This window comes from Clostridium aceticum (assembly GCF_001042715.1).
Classification (GTDB): domain Bacteria; phylum Bacillota; class Clostridia; order Peptostreptococcales; family Natronincolaceae; genus Andreesenella; species Andreesenella acetica.
The window spans coordinates 3484277-3509095 of the sequence record NZ_CP009687.1 but is presented as its reverse complement, the minus strand read 5'-3'; the positions used below and the strand labels follow the sequence as shown (position 1 = coordinate 3509095).

General features: G+C 36.0%; 20 protein-coding genes. All 20 read left to right on the top strand.

Annotated features, from left to right (window positions below; all coding sequences use genetic code 11):
* The first annotated feature begins 180 nt into the window (after window positions 1-180).
* Window positions 181-2370, top strand: a complete 2190-nt coding sequence (locus tag CACET_RS16145) for a DUF5693 family protein (RefSeq protein ID WP_044824193.1) — start codon at window positions 181-183, stop codon at window positions 2368-2370.
* A 47-nt stretch (window positions 2371-2417) separates the two neighbouring features.
* Complete coding sequence (gene csaB / locus CACET_RS16140) at window positions 2418-3515, top strand: polysaccharide pyruvyl transferase CsaB (protein ID WP_044824192.1); 1098 nt, start codon at window positions 2418-2420, stop codon at window positions 3513-3515.
* Window positions 3512-4234 carry a WecB/TagA/CpsF family glycosyltransferase gene (locus CACET_RS16135; protein WP_044824191.1) on the top strand — a complete coding sequence of 241 codons (723 nt, stop codon included), beginning with the start codon at window positions 3512-3514 and terminating at the stop codon, window positions 4232-4234. The genes csaB and CACET_RS16135 overlap by 4 nt, the downstream gene beginning before the upstream one ends.
* Window positions 4235-4259: 25 nt before the next feature.
* Window positions 4260-5126, top strand: a complete 867-nt coding sequence (locus CACET_RS16130) for a YitT family protein (protein ID WP_242846900.1) — start codon at window positions 4260-4262, stop codon at window positions 5124-5126.
* Between the two features lie 17 nt (window positions 5127-5143).
* Complete coding sequence (locus CACET_RS16125; protein WP_044824341.1) at window positions 5144-5968, top strand: transketolase; 825 nt, start codon at window positions 5144-5146, stop codon at window positions 5966-5968.
* Window positions 5961-6905 carry a transketolase family protein gene (locus CACET_RS16120; protein WP_044824190.1) on the top strand — a complete coding sequence of 315 codons (945 nt, stop codon included), beginning with the start codon at window positions 5961-5963 and terminating at the stop codon, window positions 6903-6905. The genes CACET_RS16125 and CACET_RS16120 overlap by 8 nt, the downstream gene beginning before the upstream one ends.
* Before the next feature lie 144 nt (window positions 6906-7049).
* The gene (locus tag CACET_RS16115; protein ID WP_044824189.1) at window positions 7050-7526 is read left to right on the top strand and encodes a protease complex subunit PrcB family protein; all 477 of its coding nucleotides are present in this window, start codon (window positions 7050-7052) and stop codon (window positions 7524-7526) included.
* A 255-nt stretch (window positions 7527-7781) separates the two neighbouring features.
* Window positions 7782-10574, top strand: a complete 2793-nt coding sequence (locus tag CACET_RS16110; protein ID WP_044824188.1) for a phosphodiester glycosidase family protein — start codon at window positions 7782-7784, stop codon at window positions 10572-10574.
* 783 nt (window positions 10575-11357) lie between these two features.
* Window positions 11358-12371 carry an ABC transporter substrate-binding protein gene (locus tag CACET_RS16105; RefSeq protein WP_044824187.1) on the top strand — a complete coding sequence of 338 codons (1014 nt, stop codon included), beginning with the start codon at window positions 11358-11360 and terminating at the stop codon, window positions 12369-12371.
* A 135-nt stretch (window positions 12372-12506) separates the two neighbouring features.
* Window positions 12507-13358 (top strand): ABC transporter permease, encoded by an 852-nt coding sequence (locus CACET_RS16100; protein ID WP_044824186.1) that lies wholly within the window; start codon window positions 12507-12509, stop codon window positions 13356-13358.
* A gap of 39 nt (window positions 13359-13397) precedes the next feature.
* Entirely contained in the window at window positions 13398-14570 is a 1173-nt protein-coding gene (locus CACET_RS16095) for a quaternary amine ABC transporter ATP-binding protein (protein WP_044824185.1), read from the top strand.
* A gap of 259 nt (window positions 14571-14829) precedes the next feature.
* Complete coding sequence (locus CACET_RS16090) at window positions 14830-16020, top strand: LysM peptidoglycan-binding domain-containing protein (RefSeq protein ID WP_052661302.1); 1191 nt, start codon at window positions 14830-14832, stop codon at window positions 16018-16020.
* 158 nt (window positions 16021-16178) lie between these two features.
* Window positions 16179-18569 carry a Lon protease family protein gene (locus CACET_RS16085; RefSeq protein ID WP_052661300.1) on the top strand — a complete coding sequence of 797 codons (2391 nt, stop codon included), beginning with the start codon at window positions 16179-16181 and terminating at the stop codon, window positions 18567-18569.
* A 302-nt stretch (window positions 18570-18871) separates the two neighbouring features.
* Window positions 18872-20008: an ABC transporter substrate-binding protein gene (locus CACET_RS16080; protein ID WP_044824184.1), complete on the top strand. Its 1137-nt coding sequence runs from the start codon at window positions 18872-18874 to the stop codon at window positions 20006-20008.
* A gap of 133 nt (window positions 20009-20141) precedes the next feature.
* Window positions 20142-21020, top strand: coding sequence for a branched-chain amino acid ABC transporter permease (locus tag CACET_RS16075; protein ID WP_144414795.1), 879 nt, complete (start codon window positions 20142-20144; stop codon window positions 21018-21020).
* 10 nt (window positions 21021-21030) lie between these two features.
* A complete protein-coding gene (locus tag CACET_RS16070) occupies window positions 21031-22032 on the top strand; it encodes a branched-chain amino acid ABC transporter permease (protein WP_052661298.1) in 1002 nt (333 codons plus the stop codon).
* A complete protein-coding gene (locus CACET_RS16065) occupies window positions 22013-22774 on the top strand; it encodes an ABC transporter ATP-binding protein (RefSeq protein WP_044824182.1) in 762 nt (253 codons plus the stop codon). The genes CACET_RS16070 and CACET_RS16065 overlap by 20 nt, the downstream gene beginning before the upstream one ends.
* Window positions 22775-22777: 3 nt before the next feature.
* On the top strand, window positions 22778-23482 hold the full coding sequence (locus tag CACET_RS16060; RefSeq protein WP_044824337.1) for an ABC transporter ATP-binding protein: 705 nt from the start codon (window positions 22778-22780) through the stop codon (window positions 23480-23482).
* 31 nt (window positions 23483-23513) lie between these two features.
* Entirely contained in the window at window positions 23514-23996 is a 483-nt protein-coding gene (locus CACET_RS16055) for an L-2-amino-thiazoline-4-carboxylic acid hydrolase (protein ID WP_044824181.1), read from the top strand.
* A 142-nt stretch (window positions 23997-24138) separates the two neighbouring features.
* The gene (locus tag CACET_RS16050) at window positions 24139-24819 is read left to right on the top strand and encodes a TIGR00266 family protein (RefSeq protein ID WP_044824180.1); all 681 of its coding nucleotides are present in this window, start codon (window positions 24139-24141) and stop codon (window positions 24817-24819) included.

Sequence of the window (24819 nt, the reverse complement as noted above, 5' to 3'; positions counted from 1 at the left end):
AAAGTTTTTAGATGAAGATTAGACTTCCCAAAAGATGTATTTAGGAAGTCTTTTTTTAAGTATATAACTAATATGAATATGTAATTGCAGGATAAAAAAGTTACTTTACAGAGAGCCCTAGAAGTACTATCATGGTATATGAAGTAATTTAGTAAAAAACAAGTTGATGAGGTGCTGCTGATGAAAAAAAATGCTATATTGCTAGTAATTTTATTGATAAGTACATTTGCTTTAGCCACTACTTTAAGTGCAAGAATCAATGTTGAATCTGATAACAAGGTGGTAGAGGTAGTATTAGATTACAGTGAATTTCAAGATATGGCTAACCAATCGGAGGAAACATTGTCTTGGTGGTTTAGGAAATTTAATGGTTTAGGTATAGAATATGTTGGACTTCAAGAAGAAAATTTAGAGTCTTTGATGATGCAAAATCAACAATTAGAAGTGTTTATGGGGTGGGAACTGTTGCAGCAGGGAAACTGGAGGGAAACCTACTCTCCTGAAGTAGCAGAGTATATTGATTATAAGCAAATAAGCGAATTTGATGTTTTTATTACTACAGGAACCCAAGAGGTTTTTGATTTTATCTACCAAGGACTAACAGAGCGGTATGATGCTGAATATTTTGACATTCTTTCACAGGAAGCTCCCTTTGCTATCGTGATGAAGGGAACAATCGAGGAAGCTTTATACCAACAAAGTCTTCATTTAATTGATGCAAATAGGAAAGTATCACAGCAAAGGCATAAGCCCTATTCTTCTAAACTAATGCAGGTGGGCTTAGGTTTTGATGTTGATAAAATTAACACCGTTAAAGAAAGTGGATTAAAGGTATTGCCAAGACCAAATACCTATAAAGCATGGATGTCAGAAAAATATCTAGAAACTGTTTTTCAAGAGTTTGAAACTTATGAAATGCAACCATCAGTTTTGATTTTTGGTGGTGGAGAGGTGTTAGGGTATCCAGTGGCAGATGATTTAGTAACTAGATATATGATAGAAAATGATATAAAGGCAGGTTTGGTTGAGTCTTTTGTACAAAGAGGTCATTTAGAGCCAGATGGTCTAGACTTAATGGTTAGGAGTTTAGATTATAATGCTGTAAGAATTTTTTCAGTTTGGCCTTTTATACAGGAAAGATTTAAATATTATAACTATGAAGGTGCAGAAGAAATAGAAAATTCTTTATATAGAGCAGTTACAGAAAGAAATATAAGATTGATTTTTTTCAAACCTATTAAGCAGGATAAATATACGGTAAGATATGATCAATTTATTTATCTTACAGATTACAATGAATATGAAAAAATGTTTGAAAGGTTTCAAACAAGAATCGCAAGTCATGGTATGGTTTTAGGAAGCAGCAGTAGGATGCCTTCTATTAGGGTGCGGATTGCGAAACAAACCTTAATGGGTTGGGGTATTGTTGCCGCTAGTATGTTGTTACTTACCTATTTACTAAAATTAAACAAAAAAGTTAAATATAGTTTGTTAGTGATAGGTTTGCTTTTAGTACCTATTGCCTTTTTGGTAAGACCAATGTTGGCAGATAAAATGATGGCATTATGGGCAGCGATGGTATTTCCATCTCTAGCAATGGTATATTTTTGCAATAGATGTTTTCACTATGTATATAAAGAAGAAAAAACTACCAAACTACATCAACAAATTCTTTATGCTATTAAGGGCTTAGTGATTGTTTCTGCTATATCCTTTTTGGGAGCATTATTTGTAGCTGCAATTTTATCGCATATTGAGTATTTACTAGAGATGGATATCTTTAGAGGGGTAAAAATAGGTCAGATGATTCCAATGGTTGCTTATGTTGTAATTTATGCTTCTTATTTCGGCTATAAAAGAAAAAACAACAAAGATCAACAACCTTCATTGAAGTATGAAGATATAAAAAACTTTTTATTTGAGGATATAAAGATTATTTATGTTATTTTTGCAATGCTTTTTTTAGGGGCAGGATATATTTATTTAGCTAGAACCGGCCATGAAAGTAATATTCAAGCTTCTACAATGGAACTAATCTTCAGAAATGTATTGGAAGAAAACTTGTTAGCTAGACCTAGAAACAAAGAATTTCTTATAGGGTTTCCTGTTTTGATGATGGGAATATATTTTGCAAAGAATAAAATGAAGTCTTTAGCATTTTTAGCAGGATTAGTTGCTATGATAGGACAAACCTCAATTGTAAATACCTTCAGCCATTTAAGAACGCCAGTATACCTGTCTGCAGCAAGAACCTTTTACTCATTAGTATTTGGGATTGTAGTAGGTGTAATCTATATTTTACTATTTGAGATTGCTATGAGATTGTTGAAGTATGTTAAAGAGATGAAAGTATTTCAGCAAAATGTTTAAATAGTTCTTATTCGTTCAATCTCAAAGAGCAAGAGAGGAAGAAATTAATGAAAAATATATTCTTGTTTGGTTACTATGGATTCCATAATACAGGAGATGAAGCAATTTTAGAAGCAATTATAAGGGAAATAAAAGAGGTACTACCTCAAGCTAAACTAACTGCCCTTAGTTATAATGCTAAAGATACGATGCAGAAGCATAAAATTCATGCAGTTAGCCGAAATAGCTTTAAGGAGATTACTAAGGCTATTAGAGCATCAGATGTGGTGATTAGCGGAGGAGGATCTATATTACAGGATGTAACTAGCAGTAGGTCTTTGATTTATTACTTGGCAATTATTCTGATGGCAAAAAGAATGGGAAAAAAGGTAATGTTTTATGGTAATGGTTTTGGTCCTATTACAGGATATCTTAATAAAAAGCTTGTGAATTATATTATCAATCAAGTAGATAGAATCACCGTGAGGGATTATCAGTCCAAGGAGGCAATGCAGGCCTTAGGTATAAAGAAGGATATCATGGTGACGGCAGATATTGCTTTGGGCTTAGAGATGATTGATGATAAGAGAATAGAAAAAATCTTTCGTCAAGAAGGAATGGATTTAACAAAAAAATGGGTAGGTATATCTATAAGGGAATGGAAGGGTCAAGTTAAGTACAAAGAAGTTATTGCTCAGACAGCGGATTACTTGATAAATAGAAACTATGAGGTTGTTTTTATTCCAATGCAGTTTCCTAATGATATAAGTACTTCTCAACAAATTGTTGAGAAGATGAAAACAGTACCCAAGATCATCACAAAACAGTATCACCCTAGAGAAATGATAGGAATCATAAGCAAGCTAGATCTTTTGTTGGGGATGCGGTTGCATTCCCTAGTTTTTTCAGCTATTGCTGGCGTGCCAATGGTAGGATTAGAATATGATACTAAAATTTCTAGTTTTCTAAAACTAACGGGGCAAAAAAGTGGAGGAAATGTAGAGAATTTAGATATGATTAACTTATGGACAGCTATTGATGCTGTTATTGAAAATAAAAGTGAGTATGTTCAACAATTAAAGGAAATAAAAAAAAGTTTGGATAAGAAAGTACAGTTGAATGTAGAAATATTCCAAGAGTTTATACAAGAAGGAGATAAGTCATGAGAAATCAGGTTAAAATACTGGGTGTACCAATAGATCAAATAACAGCTCAAGAAGCATTCCAACAATTGACTGTTTTTTTAGAAGGAGATACACTGAAAAAAGTATATACCCCTAACCCAGAAATCATCATGGTGGCACAGCAGGATCAGCGTTTATTAAATGTTCTGCAAGAAGCAGACTTAGTATTACCAGACGGTATTGGATTAATTATTGCTTCTAAAATAAAAGGACTAGGATTAAAAGAGCGGGTTACAGGAATAGATACCATGGACAAGTTGTTAACCTACTGTGGTGAGAAGCAAAAATCTATCTTCTTAATGGGGGGGAAGCCAGGGATAGCAGCATTGGCTTGTGAAACCATGAAGAAGCAATACAGAGGCATTAAAATTGCTGGATTTCATCATGGTTATTTCCAAGAAACCGATGAACCACAAATCATAGAAGAAATCAATCAGGTTGCACCAGATGTTCTTTTTGTTTGTCTAGGTGCTCCGAAGCAAGAGAAATGGATTCATAAATATCGAGACCAGTTAAATTGCAAACTAGCCATGGGGGTAGGGGGCAGTGTAGATATTTATGCAGGCACCGCTAAAAGAGCTCCGTTATTCTTTCAAAGACTGGGTTTAGAATGGTTTTATCGCTTGATTAAGGAACCTTGGAGGGCGAAGAGAATGGCAGCTTTGCCAAAATTCTTAGTTCGTGTAACTTTAAAACAGTAAGGAGTTCACTCACGGAGGGATAATCTTGAGTAATAAAAAGCATAATGTTATGATAGAATATGTAGGTATTACCATAGGCTGTGCCCTTATGGCAATTAGTCTTAACTTATTTTTAAAACCAAATACGATTGCCCCTGGTGGTGTGACGGGTGTAGCTATTCTTATCGAAGAGTTAGTGGGTATTCCTATTGATATCACAAATCTCGCTATTAATATTCCCCTGTTTATGGTAGGACTGCTGGTACTAGGAAAAGTGTTTGGTGTCAAAACCGCTTATGCTATTTTGATATTATCAGCTTTTATTAGAATATTTCTTATGCTTTTTGGTGAGGGGGCCATTATCACCCAGGATATTTTACTGGCGGCTATATATGGTGGTGTTCTTTTAGGGGTTGGTTTAGGTGCTGTTTTTCGTTTTGGAGGGACAACAGGAGGAACAGATCTGGCTGGAGCCATACTAAATAAATACTTTCCAAGCATTAGTACTGCTAAACTAATGATGATTCTAGATTTGATGGTTGTTGCAACAGCTGGTATTGTACAGCGGAATATCGAAACATCGTTGTATTCAGTGATTGCCCTTTATATTACTGTAAAGCTGGCAGACTTTATTGTGGAAGACCTAAGCTATGCAAAAGCCTTTTATATTATTTCTAAGGATTCCGAAAAAATAGGCAAAAGAATCATTGAAGAAATTGGTAGAGGTGTAACTGCCTTAGAGGGCAGAGGACTTTACACTGGTAATAAAAGAGAGGTACTGATGTGTGTAGTAAATCGTGTACAAGTGGCAAAACTAAAGAAAGTTGTTTATGAAATTGATGAGAAGGCTTTTATTATGGTAACTACCATTCACGAAGTATTAGGTGAAGGGTTTAAAGAAATAAAAAAATAGGAGGGAACGCGTTGACTATTGATTACAATTTGTTAAAAGAAAAATCAACCGTAATACGAAGGCATATTATTGAAATGCTTTATGAATCAGCTTCAGGACATCCGGGAGGTTCATTGTCAGCAGCAGATATTTTAACAACATTATACTTTCATGAAATGAAGGTAGATCCTCAAAACCCTAAGAAGGAGGACCGGGATAGATTTGTTCTGTCGAAAGGTCATGCAGCTCCAGTAGTATATGCTGCTTTAGCAGAAAAAGGCTATTTTCCTAAAGAAGAACTTTATCGGTTAAGAAAAGTTGATGCTATGCTGCAAGGGCATCCTGATATGAAGGGTACCCCTGGGGTAGAAATGTCTACAGGTTCTTTAGGGCAGGGTTTTTCAGCCTCCTGTGGTATGGCATTAGGAGGTAAGCTAGATAAAAAAGACTACAGAGTATATACGCTTTTAGGCGATGGAGAGCTACAGGAGGGACTTGTCTGGGAAGCTGCTATGTCTGCTGCTCATTATAAGCTAGATAATTTAACAGCTATTATAGATTTTAATAAGCTGCAAATTGATGGGCCTAATGAAGAAGTAATGAATGTAGATCCTATTACCGATAAATTTAAAGCCTTTGGATGGCACATTATAGAAATTGATGGTCATTCCTTTGAGGAGATTATTAAGGCATTAGAAGAAGCTAAAAGCACAAAGGGCAAGCCAACTGTGATTATTGCTAGTACTGTTAAAGGAAAAGGGGTTTCCTTTATGGAAAATGCAGTAGAATGGCATGGTAATGCTCCAAAGGCAGAAGAGAAAGATCAGGCATTAAAGGAGTTAGGAGGTGAGGCAAATGACTAAAAAAGTAGCTACGAGAGAAGCTTATGGTGAGGCCTTGGTAGAGCTAGGCAGCAGTAATCCTAATGTAGTAGTGCTGGACGCAGATTTATCTAAATCTACTAAAACCAATGATTTTGCAAAAAAGTTTCCTGAAAGATTTTTTAATATGGGTATTGCCGAACAAAACTTGATGGGTACAGCAGCAGGCTTAGCTACAGTAGGTAAAGTTCCCTTCGCCAGTACCTTTGCTATGTTTGCTACAGGGAGGGCTTTTGAGATCATCCGTAACTCTATTGGCTATCCAAAACTAAATGTAAAAATATGTGCAACCCATGCAGGATTGACAGTAGGAGAAGATGGTGCTTCCCATCAAGCGTTAGAGGACATTGCTTGTATGAGAGTGATTCCAAATATGACAGTAATCGTTCCTGCTGATGCTGTGGAGGCAAAAGCTGCTATCCATACTATAGCTGAAGTAAAAGGACCTGTCTATGTGCGATTAGGAAGATCAGGTGTTCCTATTATTAATGATGAAAGCACTTATCAATTTGAAATTGGTAAGGGTGTTATGTTAAAGGATGGCAAAGATGCTACAATTATAGCTACAGGTATTATGGTAAATGAAGCATTGGAGGCGGCTAAAGCCCTAGAAGATAAGGGATTATCTGTAAGAGTGATTAATATACATACGATTAAACCGCTAGATGAAGAAATTATTATAAAGGCAGCTAAAGAAACGGGTACTATTGTAACAGTAGAAGAACATAATATCATTGGAGGACTAGGGGCGGCAGTAGCTGAAGTAGTAGTAGAAAACCATCCGGTACCGATGAAGAGAATAGGAACGTTAGATACTTTTGGAGAATCTGGAAAACCTGATGCTTTACTAAAAAAATATGGTCTAACAAAAGAAAATATCATGGAAACCGTAGAAAATGCAGTAAAGATAAAAGGTTAAATAAAAACCACAGCAAAAAATTTGCTGTGGTTTTTATTTAACCAATTTTTTTCCTTCTATCATTGAATAAATTACAGTACAAGTGAATAAATATAGTGATATAGACTGCCTTGATTAATGGCTGTCACATAAAGGGGGAGGAATATGAAGAATAAATTGAAATTGCCCAAACTACCTAAGATAAATTGGAAATTATTTATTACCATCATTATCATTTTCGTGATTGTAGCACTGGCAGTAAAGGTTATACCTAAGTTTATATCAGGAGGCGATCAAGAGGTGGGATATGAAGTATTAGAACATAGTCAGGTTCCTGAAAAAATCCAAGACATACTACCTAGGTATAAGATGTTGGAAAGAGCCTTAGCAGCAAAGGTGGATGAACAAATTTATGTCATCGTCACAAGAGGAGAAAAACTAACCGGCGGATACCAAGTAGATATCATGAAGATACAATTAGTAAAAGAAAAAAGTGAAGCAAAGATGGTGGTGCACGCTATATTCCGAGATCCAGGAACTGACGAACTAGTACCGCAGGTAATCAGCTATCCCTATGTAGTCGTTAAAACAGATCTCAAGGAATTGCCCCAAAAAGTAGAGTTAAAGGTTGAATATCAATAATATTAATGTTGAATTAAACCATAATTTGTCATCTTTAAAAAAACAGTTGCTTGCACGTGTTTCTATGTGCTATGCAGGCTGTTTTTTTTGCATTTTACTCTAATTGGTTTTTTGCTAGGTTGTAGTTTTAACATAAAAAATTGGTGCTGTGGAAAAATGTAATATAACTGTAATTGAATTATTAGTGGAGTATTATATAATGAAATTAGCAATAGAGGATAAATTTAGCAAGAAACTTTTAGGAGGAGATTTTTTATGAAGGGATTAAAAAAGGCACTAGCTACCATAGGGGTAGTTTCCATAATTGTTACTAGTAGTTTTACAGGTGTTTTTGCAATAGATGGTATTGCTTACGAAAAACAAAGTAAGGAGACGATTTCCAGCGGTGTAACCCATAAACATATTTTAAGATTTAATAAGGATGGGTGGCTGAATGCCAATGTTGTATATATTGACTTAGACAACCCAGCAACGAACCTAGATATACTGCAAAGTGCTGGAGGAGTAGCCACAAAAGAAACCCTATCCACTATGGTCAATAGAAATAATAATGTAGTAGCGGCTATTAATGCTGACTTCTTTTATTTAACAAATCCTGACTCTCCCATGGGAACGATGATTAAAGATGGACAGATGATTAGCAGCCCGATTTTTGTAGAAAACTTTGCAACTTTATCTATCAATAGGAATGATGAGGCTTTTGCAGATTATTGGCAGTATGAAATTTATGTGACCACCGATAAGGGAAAAAGCATACCAGTAACCACTATTAATAAATATACCCATGAGTATCAGGCGATTATGTTGCTTGATAGTAATTGGGGTGCCAACACGCCGGGTTATAATCCAAAGCACTATGATATGGTGGAGATCGTTGTTATAGGAGATACAGTTGCGGAAGTAAGGCAACAACAACCTTCAACAGCTATTCCGCAAAATGGATATGTTTTACTGGCTTCGCAAGATAATGCAAAGGTCTTATATGATAATATACAAGTGGGTGATCAATTAAAAGTAAATACCCAGATCGCTCCCTATGCTTTAGAAGATATAAAGCTTGCTATAGGCGGAGGCACTGTATTGGTAAAAGATGGACAACCCTTTACCTTCACCCAAACCATATCAGGGAACCATCCTAGAACAGCAGTGGGGATAACAAGGGATAGAAAACAATTGATTATGGTAACAGTAGACGGAAGACACAGTTCTTTTGCAGGAGTGAACGGTAAGCGCTTAGTTGATTTAATGATAGAGTTGGGCAGCCACGAAGCCATACTCATGGATGGAGGTGGTTCCACCACGATGATGACTAGAGGGTTAGGAAACGCTAGAGCAGAGCTAGTAAACTATCCTTCTGATGGAGGAGAAAGAAGAATTGTCAATGGATTGGCAGTGGTATCCCCAGGTTTTCAGACAGAGTTGAAGGGAATTACTGCAGAAATCAATGAAGACAAGGGATTTGTCGGGGCTTCAAGAGAGATCATGGTGAAAGCCTTTGATACAAATTATAACCCTCTATCAGCAAATCAAAAGGAATTAAACTTTACAATTAAAAAAGGCGAAGGATTTTTTGAAGACAACCGTTTTACACCTACCAAGGCGGGAGAAACCATCATAGAGGTAGACTACTTAGGAAGAAAAGCGGAAGTGAAGTTGCAGGTACTAGAAGAAGTAGGATTATTACAAATAACTCCTGGAAGTATTTCCTTGAACCCTGGTGGAAGTGTTACTCCAAAGGTAACAGCTGTAGATAGGAGAGGATATAGTACTATTATTTCTACAAAAGATTTAAGCTGGAAGGATGAAAAAGGGCTAGGTACTTTTACAAATGGCACTTATATAGCAGGAGAAAAAAGTGGTACCACTACACTAACCGCTACATTTGGCAATAAAACAGCCACTGTTTCTGTTGCAATAGGATCTAATAAAGCCTCGTTAGGAGGGCTAGATCAATATAATTATAAATTTACTGCGTACCCAGCAGAGGTATCAGGAAGCATTTCAAAGGATACCAACACAAAAGTTGGAGAACATTCTTTAAAATTAGAGTATGACTTTACTCAAGCAGACGCAACAAGAGCAGCTTATATTGAATTTGAAAAAGGTAACGTGCCCCTTCCTGCCAATGCTTCTCGAATAGGCTTATGGGTATATGCTTTTGAAAATGCTCCTAGTTGGATTAGAGGACATGTTAGAGATGCTGGAGGAACCAGACATACTATTGACTTTAAAAATGGGATTGATTGGACTGGGTGGAAATACCTAGAGGCAAATCTACCACAAAATGTTTCGTCACCACTTGAGCTAGAGAGAATTTATGTAGTAGAGACAGATAGTAATAATAAGATAGCAGGGAAACTCTTGTTTGACGGTCTTGATATTACTTATGGAACGCAGCCAAGTGCAGCTGTACAGCAAAAAGGTGTAGAGGATTATCTCAATGTTCCATACCAAGCAAAGGGAACGCAATTCTTCGTGCATAGCGGTGTTACCTACAGCGATGCTCAGAGTCAGATAAATGCTGGAACCGCTGAAAGATTGAAGAGCATGATTAATAATAATTATGATATAGCCATCTTTACCAGCGGTCTTAATAGCGATATTGCCAGCGGATTAAATAAAACAGCAATTGTTGCCTCTCAAGGATACCAGATGAGAGAGCATGAAGAAAACTTAATCATTTACTTAGACAGCAGATCTGGAGGGCTGAGAAATACTGACTATAGTCAGTGGCCATGGCTGATAAATCTATTAGAAACTACCAACAAGAAAAATGTTTTTGTTGTGCTACCTAGACCTATCAGTGGATTTACAGATCAGTTAGAGGCAAATCTGCTGCGACAAACCTTGACAGAGACAGCAGAAAAGGGTAAAAAGGTATTTGTTCTTTATGGTGGGGGACAAGAAGTAAAAGCCGAGTTAATAGAAGGTGTAAGGTATATTTCTACTGGCACTTATAACAATGCAACTGGAAAAGCTTCTAAGTATGTGGCCTTTAATATAGTACAAGATCAGGTTACCTACCAAATTAAGGATTTGTCTGAATAAAAGTATATGGGAGTATATATAAATAGAACTGAGGATATCAGTTCTATTTTTTTGTGAGACTGGCTAAGGGGGGATTATCCCTGATTATCAAATTTTATAAATATTTATCATTGTGGTATAATAGTACAGTAATAATCAAATAAGACTGCCTTAGAAATAAACTTCTTATCAAAATTCAAAATCCGAATAGGGATTTTCCTGTGTCTTTCAAAACACTTATCACTTATATCTTAAAACAACAAAAAAACGGAACAAAACTTCTGCATAATTATACAAATCTACTGATTGCTTATCTATAATAATTATCTTTGTGGCTTTACATCTTTTGTCTTATTACTTCAGCGTGAAATATAAAAGCCCAGTATAAAAAAGTGAATTCCTCTAGTTAAGGCTTAGAGGTAAAGGAGTATACCCTAAAAGTAAAAGTATAATGAATATTCATTAGCGTTAATCTAAATCATAACTTGTCATCCTGAGGGGAGCAAAGTGTAATCGAAGGATCTTAGAATTAGCAAAGGAATAGTTCGAGAGAATTTTGGGAACAATTGTATTTAATTATCTCTTATGAATAAATATTTGATACTTAGGACAGTAAACCCTGTATAATTAAATAATTATACAATTATTATTTTAAAGTTTACATGAATGAGATTCGGTAGATGTAATTCTTATGTTCAAATTTAAAATAGTTAACTAGATAACCAAAGCAGTATGCAATGTTATGAAGGTACTGAATTGGTTGTCTATAACGAAATATTATTTAAAAACAAAAGGAGGAAAAAAATGAGTTACTTAAGAAAAAGACTTTACAGAAAAATTAGTATAACCGTATTGCTTATTTTATCATTAGTAGTGATGGCGGCATGTTCCCCTGAGGGAACAGATGAAAGAATTGTTTTAGCAGATGCAGGCTGGGATAGTCTTGCCTTCCATAATGAGGTAGCTGCTTTGATTATTGAAAACGGCTATGGATATTCCACTTATATTGAAATGGGTTCCACTCCTATTACCTTTGCAGCCCTTAGAAATGGATCTATTGATGTCTATATGGAGTTATGGACAGATAACATTATAGAGGCTTATACAGAAGCATTAGAAGAGGGTGACATTATAGAGGTTTCAACAAACTTTGATGATAATGCACAAGGTCTTTATGTTCCCACTTACGTGATTGAAGGAGATGCTGAAAGAGGCATTGAACCTATGGCACCAGGTTTAAGATCCGTTCAAGATTTACCTGATTATTGGGAGGTTTTTAAAGATCCAGAGGATTCCAGTAAAGGAAGAATCTACGGTGCTATACCAGGTTGGGAAGTAGATGAAATTTTACAGCAAAAAGTAAAAACCCATGGACTTGATGAAAATTACAACTATTTTAGTCCAGGATCTGATACAGCGCTTGGAAGTTCCATCATAGCTGCTATAGAAAGAGGCGAAGCTTGGTTGGGGTATTATTGGGAGCCTACATGGATTATCGGAATGTATGATATGACATTGCTAGAGGATATCCCTTATGATGAAGAAAAATGGAACGATGGGTATGCTACTGAAATGCCTGCTGTAGATGTAACTGTTGCTGTGCACAAGGATATGCCAGAAAAAGCACCAGAGATCGTAGCATTTTTAGAAAACTATCAAACAAGCAGTGCTGTTACCAGTGAGGCTCTGGCTTATATGCAGGCAAATGATGCAACTACTGAAGAAGCAGCAGTTTGGTTTTTAAAAGAATATGAAGATTTATGGACTGCTTGGGTACCTGAAGAAGTAGCTGAAGCAGTAAAAGAAGCAATTCAATAAACATTTTTTTTAGGCAAATAGTGAACTTTAAAAAGTTCACTATTTGTTAGTAAAAAACAAATTGCAAGTTTTTACACTATTACAAAGAGAGGTGAGATTTGATTACTGAGATATAATACAGTAATTAAAAGACATATGTATGAATTTCCAGAGTTTTTAAAATTTGAGTTGGGTGTTTATGTGGATTCTTTTGTTAAATGGCTTGTTAACAACTTTGATAGTGTTTTTGATGCTTTAGGAGCGAACATTTTAAGATTTTTAACAACGGTAGATTTTGTTTTACAATTGTTGCCTTGGTGGTTTTTTATTCTTATTGTATTTTTTATGGGATGGCGTATTAAGAAGCTGTCTTCTGGTATTGGTTTTGCTTTTATGTTATTGATCATAGGCTCCTTTGGTCTTTGGACCCTCATGATTGAAACACTGGCGGTAATTTTAACATCTGTTGTTATTTCTGTCATGATAGGTATACCTATAGGGATTCTTATGGCTTATAAATCAAATATTGAAACTGCTATAAGACCTATTTTAGATGGTATGCAGACAATGCCAAGTTTCGTGTACTTGATTCCTGCCATGCTTCTATTTGGCTTAGGACGTGTTTCCGCAGTATTTGCAACTACCATCTACGCTATTGTTCCTGTTATTCGATTAACAAATCTAGGAATTCGAAATGTTTCCAAAGAAATGGTGGAGGCAGCCCATTCCTTTGGTTCTTCTCCGTGGCAAATATTATATAAAGTAGAGCTGCCACAGGCCTTGCCAACCATTATGACAGGAATAAATCAAACAATCATGATGGCAATGGCAATGGTGGTTATTGCATCTATGATTGGAGCACCAGGCTTAGGTAGAGAGGTCTTAGTAGCTATCAATAGAATTGATATCGCCAAGGGTACAGAGGCAGGATTAGCCATTGTTATTCTTGCTATTATTATAGATAGACTTACACAGGGTGTAGCAGATAAATTTAAGGTAGAGAAGTAAAGAGATCTAGTATAAAAGATAAAAGGTAGGCGATGAAGGATGTCGGTACAACTAAAAGTAGAAAACCTGATAAAAGTTTTTGGCAAAAATCCTAAGGTTGCTTTAAAAAAGTTAGAAAAAGGAATCTCTAAAGAAGAGATATTAAAGCAAACAGGACAGGCAGTTGGGGTAAATAATGTATCCTTTGAAGTGAACAAAGGAGAAATTTTCGTTATTATGGGACTTTCTGGTAGTGGAAAGTCTACGTTAATACGATGTTTAAATCTATTAAACAAGCCAACCAAAGGAAAAATCTATATAGATGGAGAAGATATTGTACAATACGATAAACAACAGCTTAGGGAACTTAGACAAAACAAGATTGCTATGGTATTTCAGCATTTTGGACTTTTTAGCCATAAGAGTGTTATGGAGAACGTAGCTTATGGGTTGGAAGTAAAAGAAATGGACAAGCAAAAAAGATATAAGCTTGCAGAGGAAATGCTGATAGCTGTAGGTTTAGGAGGTTGGGGTGATAAAATGCCTCATCAATTAAGTGGTGGAATGCAGCAAAGGGTAGGCTTGGCAAGAGCCTTGGCCAATGATCCTGATATTTTGTTGATGGATGAGCCCTTTAGTGCGCTAGATCCATTGATTCGTCGAGACATGCAGTTAGAACTTTTAGACCTTCAAGCGAAGCTACAAAAGACCATCATTTTTATTACCCATGATGTAAATGAGGCCTTTAAGATAGGGGATAGGGTTGCTGTTATGAAGGATGGAGAAGTTGTACAAATAGGTACACCAGAAGAAATTTTGTCAAATCCAGAAAATGGATATATTGAAGACTTTATTAAGGATATTGATAAATCTAAGGTGGTACAGGCAAAACACATTATGTTTCATCCAAGTCCTTTGGTTTCTATGAAGGATGGACCTAAGGTAGCAATGAAGGCGATGAAGGATCATGGTCTCTCTAGTATCTTTGTTGTGGATAAGGACAGAAGGCTTCAAGGTATCATAACAATAGAAGATACTATCGAAGCAATTAAAGAAAATAAGACTTTAAAAGAGATTTTAAGAAAAGATTATTACACAACAGATCAGGAGACCTATGTACAAGAATTGATTCCTAAGGCGATTGACACAAAGTATCCTATAGCAGTTGTAGACGATTCAGAAAAATTGTTGGGAATTATTGTACGGGTATCGGTTCTATCGGGATTAGCATAAGGTGAAGTTTCAACTAATATGGGTCAAGACCTATCCCTACTAGACATAATCGTAGGGAAGGGTTTTGACCCTTCCTTTATGGGTTATAACAACCGTATAGTTTTAAAAAGGTATCCCTTGGGGGGTACCTTTTTTGCTATGTGAAACATATGGTTCTAATAGAAAATTTTACATAAAGGGTTTCTGTAGTTTTCTTCGAATTTATATAGAATGTAAGATTATGTAAGATTAGTTTTTTATCACCAAAAGGAGGACAACGATGATGAATAAGAAATTCAAGAAAATTATTATAGGTACTGCAATCGCATCCACTGTATTGACTTCCACCATGACTTCTGCCTTTGCTAACCCCCTTACCCATAGGGTGGCTGCAGGAGATACCCTATGGATCATTTCTCAAAAATATCAAGTATCTTTGGAGGAAATCTATCGTCTTAATCCACAGTATAGAAATAACACTGCTATTAATGCAGGAGACGTTGTGAAGGTGCCGACAAAACAGCAGCAAACTACGTATACTGTGCAGCAAAATGATACGCCATGGATTATCAGCAATAAATTCAAAGTAAGTTTGAATGACTTTTTAAAGATCAATGGTTTAAGAGAAGGACAGCATATCTACCCTGGACAAAGGATGTTGATTCCCAGTACATCTAGTAATACAAGTACATACACTGTGCAAAACAATGATACCCCATGGATTATCAGCAACAAATTTAATGTGAGTTTAAAGGAATTTTTAAATGCCAATGGTTTAAAAGAGGGACAGCATATCTACCCTGGTCAAACAGTAACCATACCCTCAACATCAGGGGCAGTACCTCCTGCCTCTAACCCAACACCCCCTACTTCTAGTACACCCAGCAAATCTTATATTACCCACACGGTTAAAAATGGAGACAACCTGTGGACGCTTTCTATCCAGTATGGTATTCCCTTTAAGGAGTTGCAGAATGTCAATGGTTTGAGGGATAATCATGTATTAAGGATAGGGGATAGGCTGACGATTCCAGTACATCATATTCCTGTAAAATCAACCCCAGGCCCCCAGTATGGAGAACTACTGGATTGGTGGACAGAAGCTCAGTATGTAGTTCCTATAGGAAAGGTTTTTATTGTAGAAGACTTTCATACAGGCAGAAGATGGAGCATGAAGCGTACCATAGGAGCAAATCATGCTGATGTAGAACCTTTGACAGCTAGAGATGCTGCTATTATGAAGGAAGTATGGGGTGGCAACTATAGCTGGAATAGAAGACCGGTGATTGTTGAGGTAGATGGTAGAAGATTAGCGGCATCTGCCAGTGCCATGCCCCATGATATACAATACATAAACAATAATAACTTTCAAGGACATAGTGATTTATACTTTTCAAATAGCACCCGTCATGTAGATGGAAAAAGAGATGAAGCACACCAGAGAAATGTATTGATAGCAGCAGGAAGATAAGACCCAAAATTATATCATTAAAAAAAGATGCTAAAAGATGAAAGTCATTAGCATCTTTTTTCTTTGGTTAGGAAATCATAAATTTTAAAGTTTTGCTTTTAAAAAGTTTTCAAATAGGTATATATAAACTAAACAAACAATATGGGGGAGGAAGTAGCATGATAAATCAATTTCGGCTAAAACCAGAAGGATTAACTAGTCCATGTCATGTTGAAGATTTGGATTTTGAAACAACAGCTGAACTAGAACCACTCAAAGGAATTATTGGACAAGATCGTGCAGTAGAGGCTCTAGAATTTGCCTTGAAAATGAAAAAGAAGGGTTACAATGTTTTTATTGCCGGCTTAAGTGGAACAGGAAGAAATAGTTATGCCCATTCGATTACTGAAAAATTTGCTAAAGATATCATGATTCCCAATGATTGGGTATATGTGTTTAACTTTAAAAACCCTGATATGCCTAAGGCTTTAAGCATGGAAACTGGGTTAGGATTGCAATTTAAAAAAGACATAGAAGGCATGATCGAGATCCTAAAAAAAGAGATTCCCATTGCTTATAATGGCAGGGAATATGAAACAAAAAAGAGCGAAATTCTTCGAGAGTTTCAGCGAAAGAATCAAGAAATTGTACATCAGCTAAATAATACAGCACAGAACTCTGGGTTTTTATTCAAAGAGTCAGAGCATGGGTTAATCACAGTGCCGCTAAAGGATGATCGACCTATGACCCAAGAGGAGTATAATGCCCTTACGGTAGAAGAAATGGAAGAAATCAGACATCGTTCTAACGAATTAGGCTTAGAAACTTTAGAAATTCTTAATAAAATTAGGGACTTAGAAGAACAGTTAAATGATGCAGTAAAAAAGCTTGACAAAAAAGTTGCCTATGAATTGATCAATTATCACATTAAGAAGCTGATTCAACGCTACGGACATAGTGGGGGGCTTAGAGAATTTATTAATGATGTAGAAGAGGATATTCTTGAAAATATAGATGCCTTTAAAAAAGACAAGGAACCAAAGGAACCAGAAGAACTTTTGATGATGCCTTTAAAATTTAATGAAAACTTTTTTAACCGTTATAAAGTCAACTTATTTATAAGCAATGCAGAACTGACCCATGCCCCCATTATCAATGAAACCAATCCTACCTTTGCAAACCTTTTGGGAACGATTGAATACAAAAATGAAATGGGAATTTTGAAAACAGATTTTATGGAAATAAAGCCTGGTTCATTACACAAGGCAAACGGAGGCTTTCTTATTATACAGGCAAAGGAGATACTATCTCAGCCCTATGCGTGGGAAACTTTGAAAAGAGCTTTAAAAACTGGTGAGATTAACATTGAGAGTTTAAATAAGCAGATGGGTTATGTTGTAACCTCTAGTCTTAAACCGCAACCGATACCTATTGACCTAAAAGTCATCATCATAGGAGATGCTTATATATATCATATGCTTTTTAGTATGGATGAGGATTTTAAGAAATTGTTTAAAGTTATGGCTGATTTTGATGTAGAAATGGAAAAGAACCAAGAAAATGTTATGAAAATGGCAAAATTTATAGCAGCCCATTGTAGAGAAGTAGGTTTAAAGGATTTTGATAAAACAGCTGTTGCTAGAATCATAGAATATAGTTCGAGATTGGCGGACCATCAAAGTAAACTTAGCTCACGGTTTAATCAAATTGTAGAAATTTTATATGAAGCAGATACATGGGCACAGTTGGAAAATGCAGACCAAGTTACAAAACAGCATGTAGAAAAGGCGATACAGAAGAAAATTTATCGCAATAGTAAATACGAAGAAAAGTTAAATGAAATGTTCGAAGAAGAAACCCTACTAATCGATGTGGAGGGAGAAAAAATAGGACAAATTAATGGACTTGCTGTGATGGGAACGGGAGAATACTCCTTCGGTAAACCCAGCAGAATAACAGTATCCACTTATCGAGGAAAGGCTGGGATTATTAATATAGAAAGAGAAGTGAAAAAGAGTGGAAGTCTTCATGACAAAGGGGTGCTTATATTAAGTGGTTACTTAGGTTGTAAGTATGCACAGGAAAAACCCATGTCTCTTTCTGTCAGCATCAGTTTTGAACAAAACTATTCTATTATTGACGGGGATAGTGCTTCCAGTACAGAGCTTTATGCCATACTCTCCAGTATTGCGCAGGTTCCTATAAAGCAGAGTATAGCTGTTACAGGATCAGTCAATCAAAAAGGAGAGATTCAGCCTATTGGAGGAGTAAATGAAAAAATAGAAGGGTTTTTTGACATCTGCAAAATAAAAGGTTTAACAGGAGAACAGGGTGTGATGATTCCAAAGCAAAATGTGAAAAATCTAATGCTTAAGGAAGAGGTAATTGAAGCAGTGAGGGAAAATAAGTTTCACATTTACTCTATTGGACACGTAGAGGAGGGTATTGAAGTACTTACAGGAATTCCTGCTGGGGAAAAAAATGATAAAGGAGAATATCCTAAAGGGACAATGAATGAATTGATTACAGAAAAGTTAAAAAATATAGTAGATGAAGAAGAGGAAAAATAACGAAAACATTGCATTATTTCAATAATTTTGTTAAAATTTTATAAACAGATAATAAAACAAGTAATATTTTTGAATATTACTTGTTTTATTATAACCAATGAGAACTTATAAACTTTATAAGTGATGGATAAGTTATAATTTCCCTTATTGGTTTCAACAAAGTCATCCTTTAAATCTTTCATAAAGAAGACTTTGTTATAATTAACATTGACTTTGCAAAAATAAATATGATAAAATAAGGCTCAAGTAAAACATACTATTCTTATCAAATTAGTATGAATTAAAACTAAGGGGGAAAAAAAATGAAAAAGGCAATTATACTTATTTTAATTACATCTATGGTATTCTTACTACTTGCTGGATGTGCCGGCACATCAGAAAAGGCTAATGTAGATCTTGAGGAGATCACAATAGCTGTAGCAGCACCATTATCTGGGGATTACGCTCAATATGGCAATGCTTTTAGAATGGGAACAGAACTAAAGGCAAAAGAAATTAATGAGGCCGGTGGTATTGACGGTAAACAAGTAAAACTAACTTTTTTAGATGATAGAAATGATGCTCGTGAAGCTACAAATGTAGCGCAAAGATTAGTAGATGATGAAAAAGTTACAGCAGTAATAGGACATTTTTCAAGCACAGCGTCTTTAGCTGCATCTTCGGTTTACGAAGCAGGTGGCTTAGTACAGTTCTCACCAACGACATCTCACCCTGATTTTACAGGTGAAGGAAACTATATGTTTAGAAATATTAATACTCAAGCTATTGAAGCACCGATAGCTGCTGATATGGTGGTAAATCAATTAGATAAAAAGAGAATCGCAGTGATTTATATCAACAATGACTGGGGTATCACTGCCAGAGATCACTTTGTTGAAGGAGCAAAAAATTTAGGTGCAGAAATTGTAGCAGAAGAGACTTTTATTGGAGGACAAACACAAGACTTTACCTCTACACTGACAAAAATCAACAGTGTAAATCCTGATGTGATATTTTTAGCAGCCTTCTATACAGAAACTGGTATGATCGCACAACAAATGAAGCAGTTAGGTTATGATATTCCACTAGCTGGTTTAAGTTCAATTTATAATGAAGAGCTAATTAAATTAGCAGGAGATAGTGTAAATGGAATTTATTTAACAACAAACTTTTTCCCAGATGACAATAATGCTGCAATAAGCACATTTATAGAAAGTTTTAGAACAGCTTACAATCAAGAGCCAGATCAATTTGCTGCAGTTGCCTATGATACTTTAGGTGTACTAGCAAAAGCTATAGAAAAAGCTGGTACTGATCGTGCAGCAGTAAGAGATGAGTTAGCAAAAACAGCAGACTATGAAGGTGTTACAGGTAATATTACCTTCAATGAAAATAGAGATGTTGTTAAAACAATGAGCGTTCTTCAAATTCAAGATGGAGAGTTTGTACTTGTAAAATAATAAAACTCTTTTCACAAATGATTTTAAATATGAGCCTTGCAGGATTTGATACTGTTTTTACACATGTTTTCAAAGTACCGCAAGGCTTATATAAATAAACTTATTATTAGGACACTAATCGGGAGAGATGAGGATGTTTTTACAACAAATTATCAATGGAATAACCCTGGGCAGTACCTACGCATTGACAGCTATAGGCTATACGATGGTATTTGGTATTTTAGAGCTGGTTAATTTTTCACATGGTGCAGTATACATGTTTGGGGCTTTTATATGCTTAATGTTAATGACTGCATTAGGGATGAGCTTCTTACCTGCTTTTGCTGTAAGTGTTTTGTTAACAGGTATATTTGGCATTTTGATTGATAAAGTAGCCTTACTGCCTCTAAGGAAAAAAAATGCACCAAAGGTAACTGCTCTGATTAGCACAATAGGAATATCTATCTTTTTGCAAAATCTTGTTATGGTGATGTGGGGTTCTGAAACGAAAAATTTTCCATTAGTATTTAATTTAGGATTTATTCAATTTCAGAGTTTTAGAATATCTTATTTACAGATTATCATTTTATTTACTTCAGTGATCTTAATGATTGGATTAACACTATTGGTAAAAAAGACGAAAATAGGAAAAGCAATGCGGGCCACAGCACAGAATATGGAGGCAGCAAGATTAATGGGTATCAATGTAGATCACGTTGTTTCCTTTACTTTCTTCTTAGGTGCTGTATTAGCAACAGTAGCAGGTGTTATGGTGGGGATGTATTATCAGTCAGTGGACCCTATGATGGGATTTATGGCTGGTTTAAAGGCTTTTGCTGCGGCGGTATTAGGTGGAATTGGTATATTACCAGGAGCTATACTAGGGGGACTACTGATTGGCGTTACAGAAACTTTAGCAGCAGGTTATATACACTCTGGATATAGAGATGCTATTGCCTTTGCTATTTTAATCAGTGTGCTGCTTGTTAAACCTACCGGCCTCTTAGGAAAAGAAGTTCAAAAGAAAGTGTAGGTGGAGTTCATTGGAAACAATTATAAAGAAACTGAATAAAAAGAAAAAAACGCCTAGGGCAAAAGCCATTGTAATAGGAGGTCTATTGCTGGCTTTACTACTATTGCCTTTGCTTTCTATAAATAATTTTCAAATGCGGATGATTATTATGGTGGGGATTTATATGGTGCTAGCCATGAGTTTGAACCTCATCACCGGCTATACGGGTCAGCTGTCTTTAGGACATGCGGCTTTTTATGGTATCGGGGCTTATACTTCTGCTATTTTGAGTATGCGCTACGGCATGAGCTTTATTGTTACAGCTCCTATAGCAGCGACTGTTTCCGCTTTTGCTGCACTTTTATTAGGTATACCTACACTGAAACTTCAGGGAGCTTATTTTGCAATTGTTACCCTTGGATTTTCAGAAATCGTAAGAATTATCGCCTTAAATTGGATAAGTCTTACAAGGGGGCCTATGGGTATTCCGGGTATTGCTAGGCCATTAATTTTTGGTTATCAGGTAAGGAGTAGTACGGACTATTATTATTTGATTCTTTTTCTGGTAGTGATCACCTACATTGCTATTGATAGAATTATGCGCTCTAGGTTAGGTAGAGCCTTTAGTGCTATTAGGGAAGACGAACTGGCTGCTCAAGCTATGGGGGTAGATACCTTGCGGTATAAGATTTTATCTTTTACTATTGCCGCATTTTTCGCAGGATTAGCAGGCAGTTTTTATGCTCATTATATTACTTATATTGATCCTCAGAGTTTTACCTTCAACGAATCTATACAAATTTTAAGTATGGTGGTATTAGGTGGTATGGGGAATATGTGGGGAGCAATGGTGGGAACCATTATTCTAGTAATTGCACCTGAAATGCTGAGGTTTTTAGAGGACTATCGAATGGTAATGTATGGGGCTGTATTAATTATTATGATGCTTACAAGACCGCAGGGAATTTTAGGCGGTATTCACTTTAAGTTAGATAGTGAGGAGGAAGATCACCATGAAACTATTGGAAGTTGACAATCTCACCATGATGTTTGGTGGTCTGAAGGCAGTAAACGATGTAAACTTAAATATTTCTCAAGGAGAAATCGTGAGTTTAATAGGACCAAATGGAGCAGGAAAGACAACTTTTTTTAATATGCTGACAGGGATTTATAAACCAACCAGCGGAACCATCCAATTTGAGAATAAAAAGATTGATGGGATTCCTCCGCAGAAAATCATTGAAAGTGGTATTGCAAGAACCTTTCAAAATATTAGGTTGTTTTCCCATATGACAGTTTTAGAAAATGTTCTTTTGGGTATGCATAGCTGTAGTACCAATAATTTACTACATTCTTTATTACGAACTAAAAAGTTTTATCAAGAAGAAAAAGAAAATACTGCGAAGGCAAAGGAATTATTAGCAACAGTAAATTTGCTTAAAAAGTCTAGTGACTATGCAAAGAACCTTTCCTATGGTCAGCAACGGAAACTAGAGATCATCAGGGCTTTGGCTTCACAGCCTAAGTTGATTCTACTGGATGAGCCTGCTGCTGGTATGAATCCTCAAGAAACTGAGGATTTGATGAGATATATAAGTGGGTTAAAGGATCTAGGGATAACTGTTTTATTGATAGAACACGATATGAAGTTAGTTATGAAGATTTCTGATAGAATCTATGTCTTAGATCATGGTACAAAAATTGCCGAGGGAGAACCTTCTGTGATCAAGAATAATCAAGCAGTTATTGAAGCCTATCTTGGAAAGGGGGCTTAAATGATGCTGACAGTTTCGAATCTCTCCACTTTTTATGGAAATATACAGGCTTTAAAGGGAATTGATTTAGAAATAAATCAGGGAGAAATTGTTGCTTTAATTGGTAGCAATGGTGCTGGTAAAACCACGCTGTTAAAAACTATAACAGGATTAATTAAACCTAAAACTGGCTCTGTTAAATTTGTGGACAAGGAAATTACCACAATGGACGCCTCTGATATTGTAAAGTTAGGGATTAGTCTTTCACCAGAGGGCAGACAGGTTTTTCCTAAAATGACAGTGGTAGAAAACTTAGAAATGGGCGCTTTTATTCGGAAAGATAACAAAGAAATAAAGGAATCCTTCGAAAGAGTGTACCAATTATTTCCTAGGCTATACGAGAGAAAAAGTCAAGAGGCAGGAACCCTCAGTGGAGGGGAACAGCAGATGGTGGCCATAGGTAGGGCTTTAATGAGTAAGCCTAAGCTTTTACTGCTAGATGAACCTTCCTTGGGCTTAGCACCTATGTTGGTAGAAATGATTTTTGAACTGGTGAAGGAAATTAATCTTCAAGGAACAACGATTTTGCTGATTGAACAAAATGCAAGAATGGCTTTAATGATAGCCAATAGAGGCTATGTTATTGAAACAGGTAAAATTGTTTTAGAAGATAGTGCAGATCAACTCTTGGTAAGTGATGAAGTAAGAAAAGCTTACCTAGGGGAGTAAATAAATAAAAATTTTAAAGGAGTGTTAAGATATGTGTGAAGGTAAATATACGCAAGCAGAATTAACCGATGCTTTTAGAGCTGCTATAGAAGATAGGGCAAAGTGGTTCTATTTATTATTAAAATATGCAAAAGAAGAAAATGCTGATGTGGATAAGATTGCAGAAAAAGCTATAAGAGAATTTGGTCATATGAAGGGTGTGGCTATAGGAAAGGCAGACACTGCTGAAGACTTTGCCAAAGCTCTATTGACAGGACATGCAAGAGAAGCCTTTGCTATGAACCCTGTTAAGTTAGAAGAAGAGGAAAGTGTACTGCAATTTAGCTACTGTGCATTAGTAGAGGCTTGGAAAAAACTTGGTTGCTCTGACGAAGAAGTAGCACACTTATGTAAACTTGCAAGATATGGGGATTATGGTATGGTAGAAGCCTTTGAAAACTTAGAGTTAGATTTTAATCAACTGCTAAGTGAAGGGGATGCCTGTTGTGAGTTAGTGATTAGAAAGAAAAAATAAACTTCTAAGAAAAGACCCGATGGGTCTTTTCTTTATATAAATAATTATCGGTTTGATATTTGTTGTTTAAGATTCCTATGATAAAATAACATTAGAAATTATTGATCTATGGCTACAAGAGAAATTGAAAGGGGACAAACTGATGCAATATAAAATACTTTATCAAGATGCTTTTCCAATTATTGAGATGAAACTTCAAAAAGGTGAAATGGTGAAGGCGGAATCTGATGCTATGGTGTCTATGTCGGATACTGTTGATGTTGACGGAAAAATGGAGGGTGGGCTTTTCAAGGGACTAGGGAGGATGTTAGCAGGAGAGAAGTTTTTCTTCCAAACCCTTAAGGCCAGCCGAGGGGCAGGAGAGGTTTTATTAGCACCTTCTATTCCAGGAGGCATTACCGATATAGAGCTAGACGGTTCCTATAACTTATGTGTTCAAAAAGATGGTTTTTTAGCTGCCACACAAAATATAGAAGTCTCTACACAAATGCAAAATATCGCCAGAGGACTGTTTTCTGGAGAAGGTTTTTTTATTCTTAGCATAGGGGGAAGGGGTACTGTTTTTGTTAATTCCTATGGTGCTATTCACCCCATCAACCTTGAAGCAGGTCAGGAAGTAATTATTGATAATAGTCACTTAGTAGCGTGGCCGGACTATATGAAGTATACCATTGAAAAAGCTTCAAAGGGCTGGATTTCAAGCTGGACATCAGGTGAAGGTCTTGTTTGTCGCTTTAGAGGTCCTGGAACTGTCTTGATACAAACCCGTAATCCTCAAGGATTTGGTTCTTGGATTCGACAGTTTATACCTACAAGTAAATAA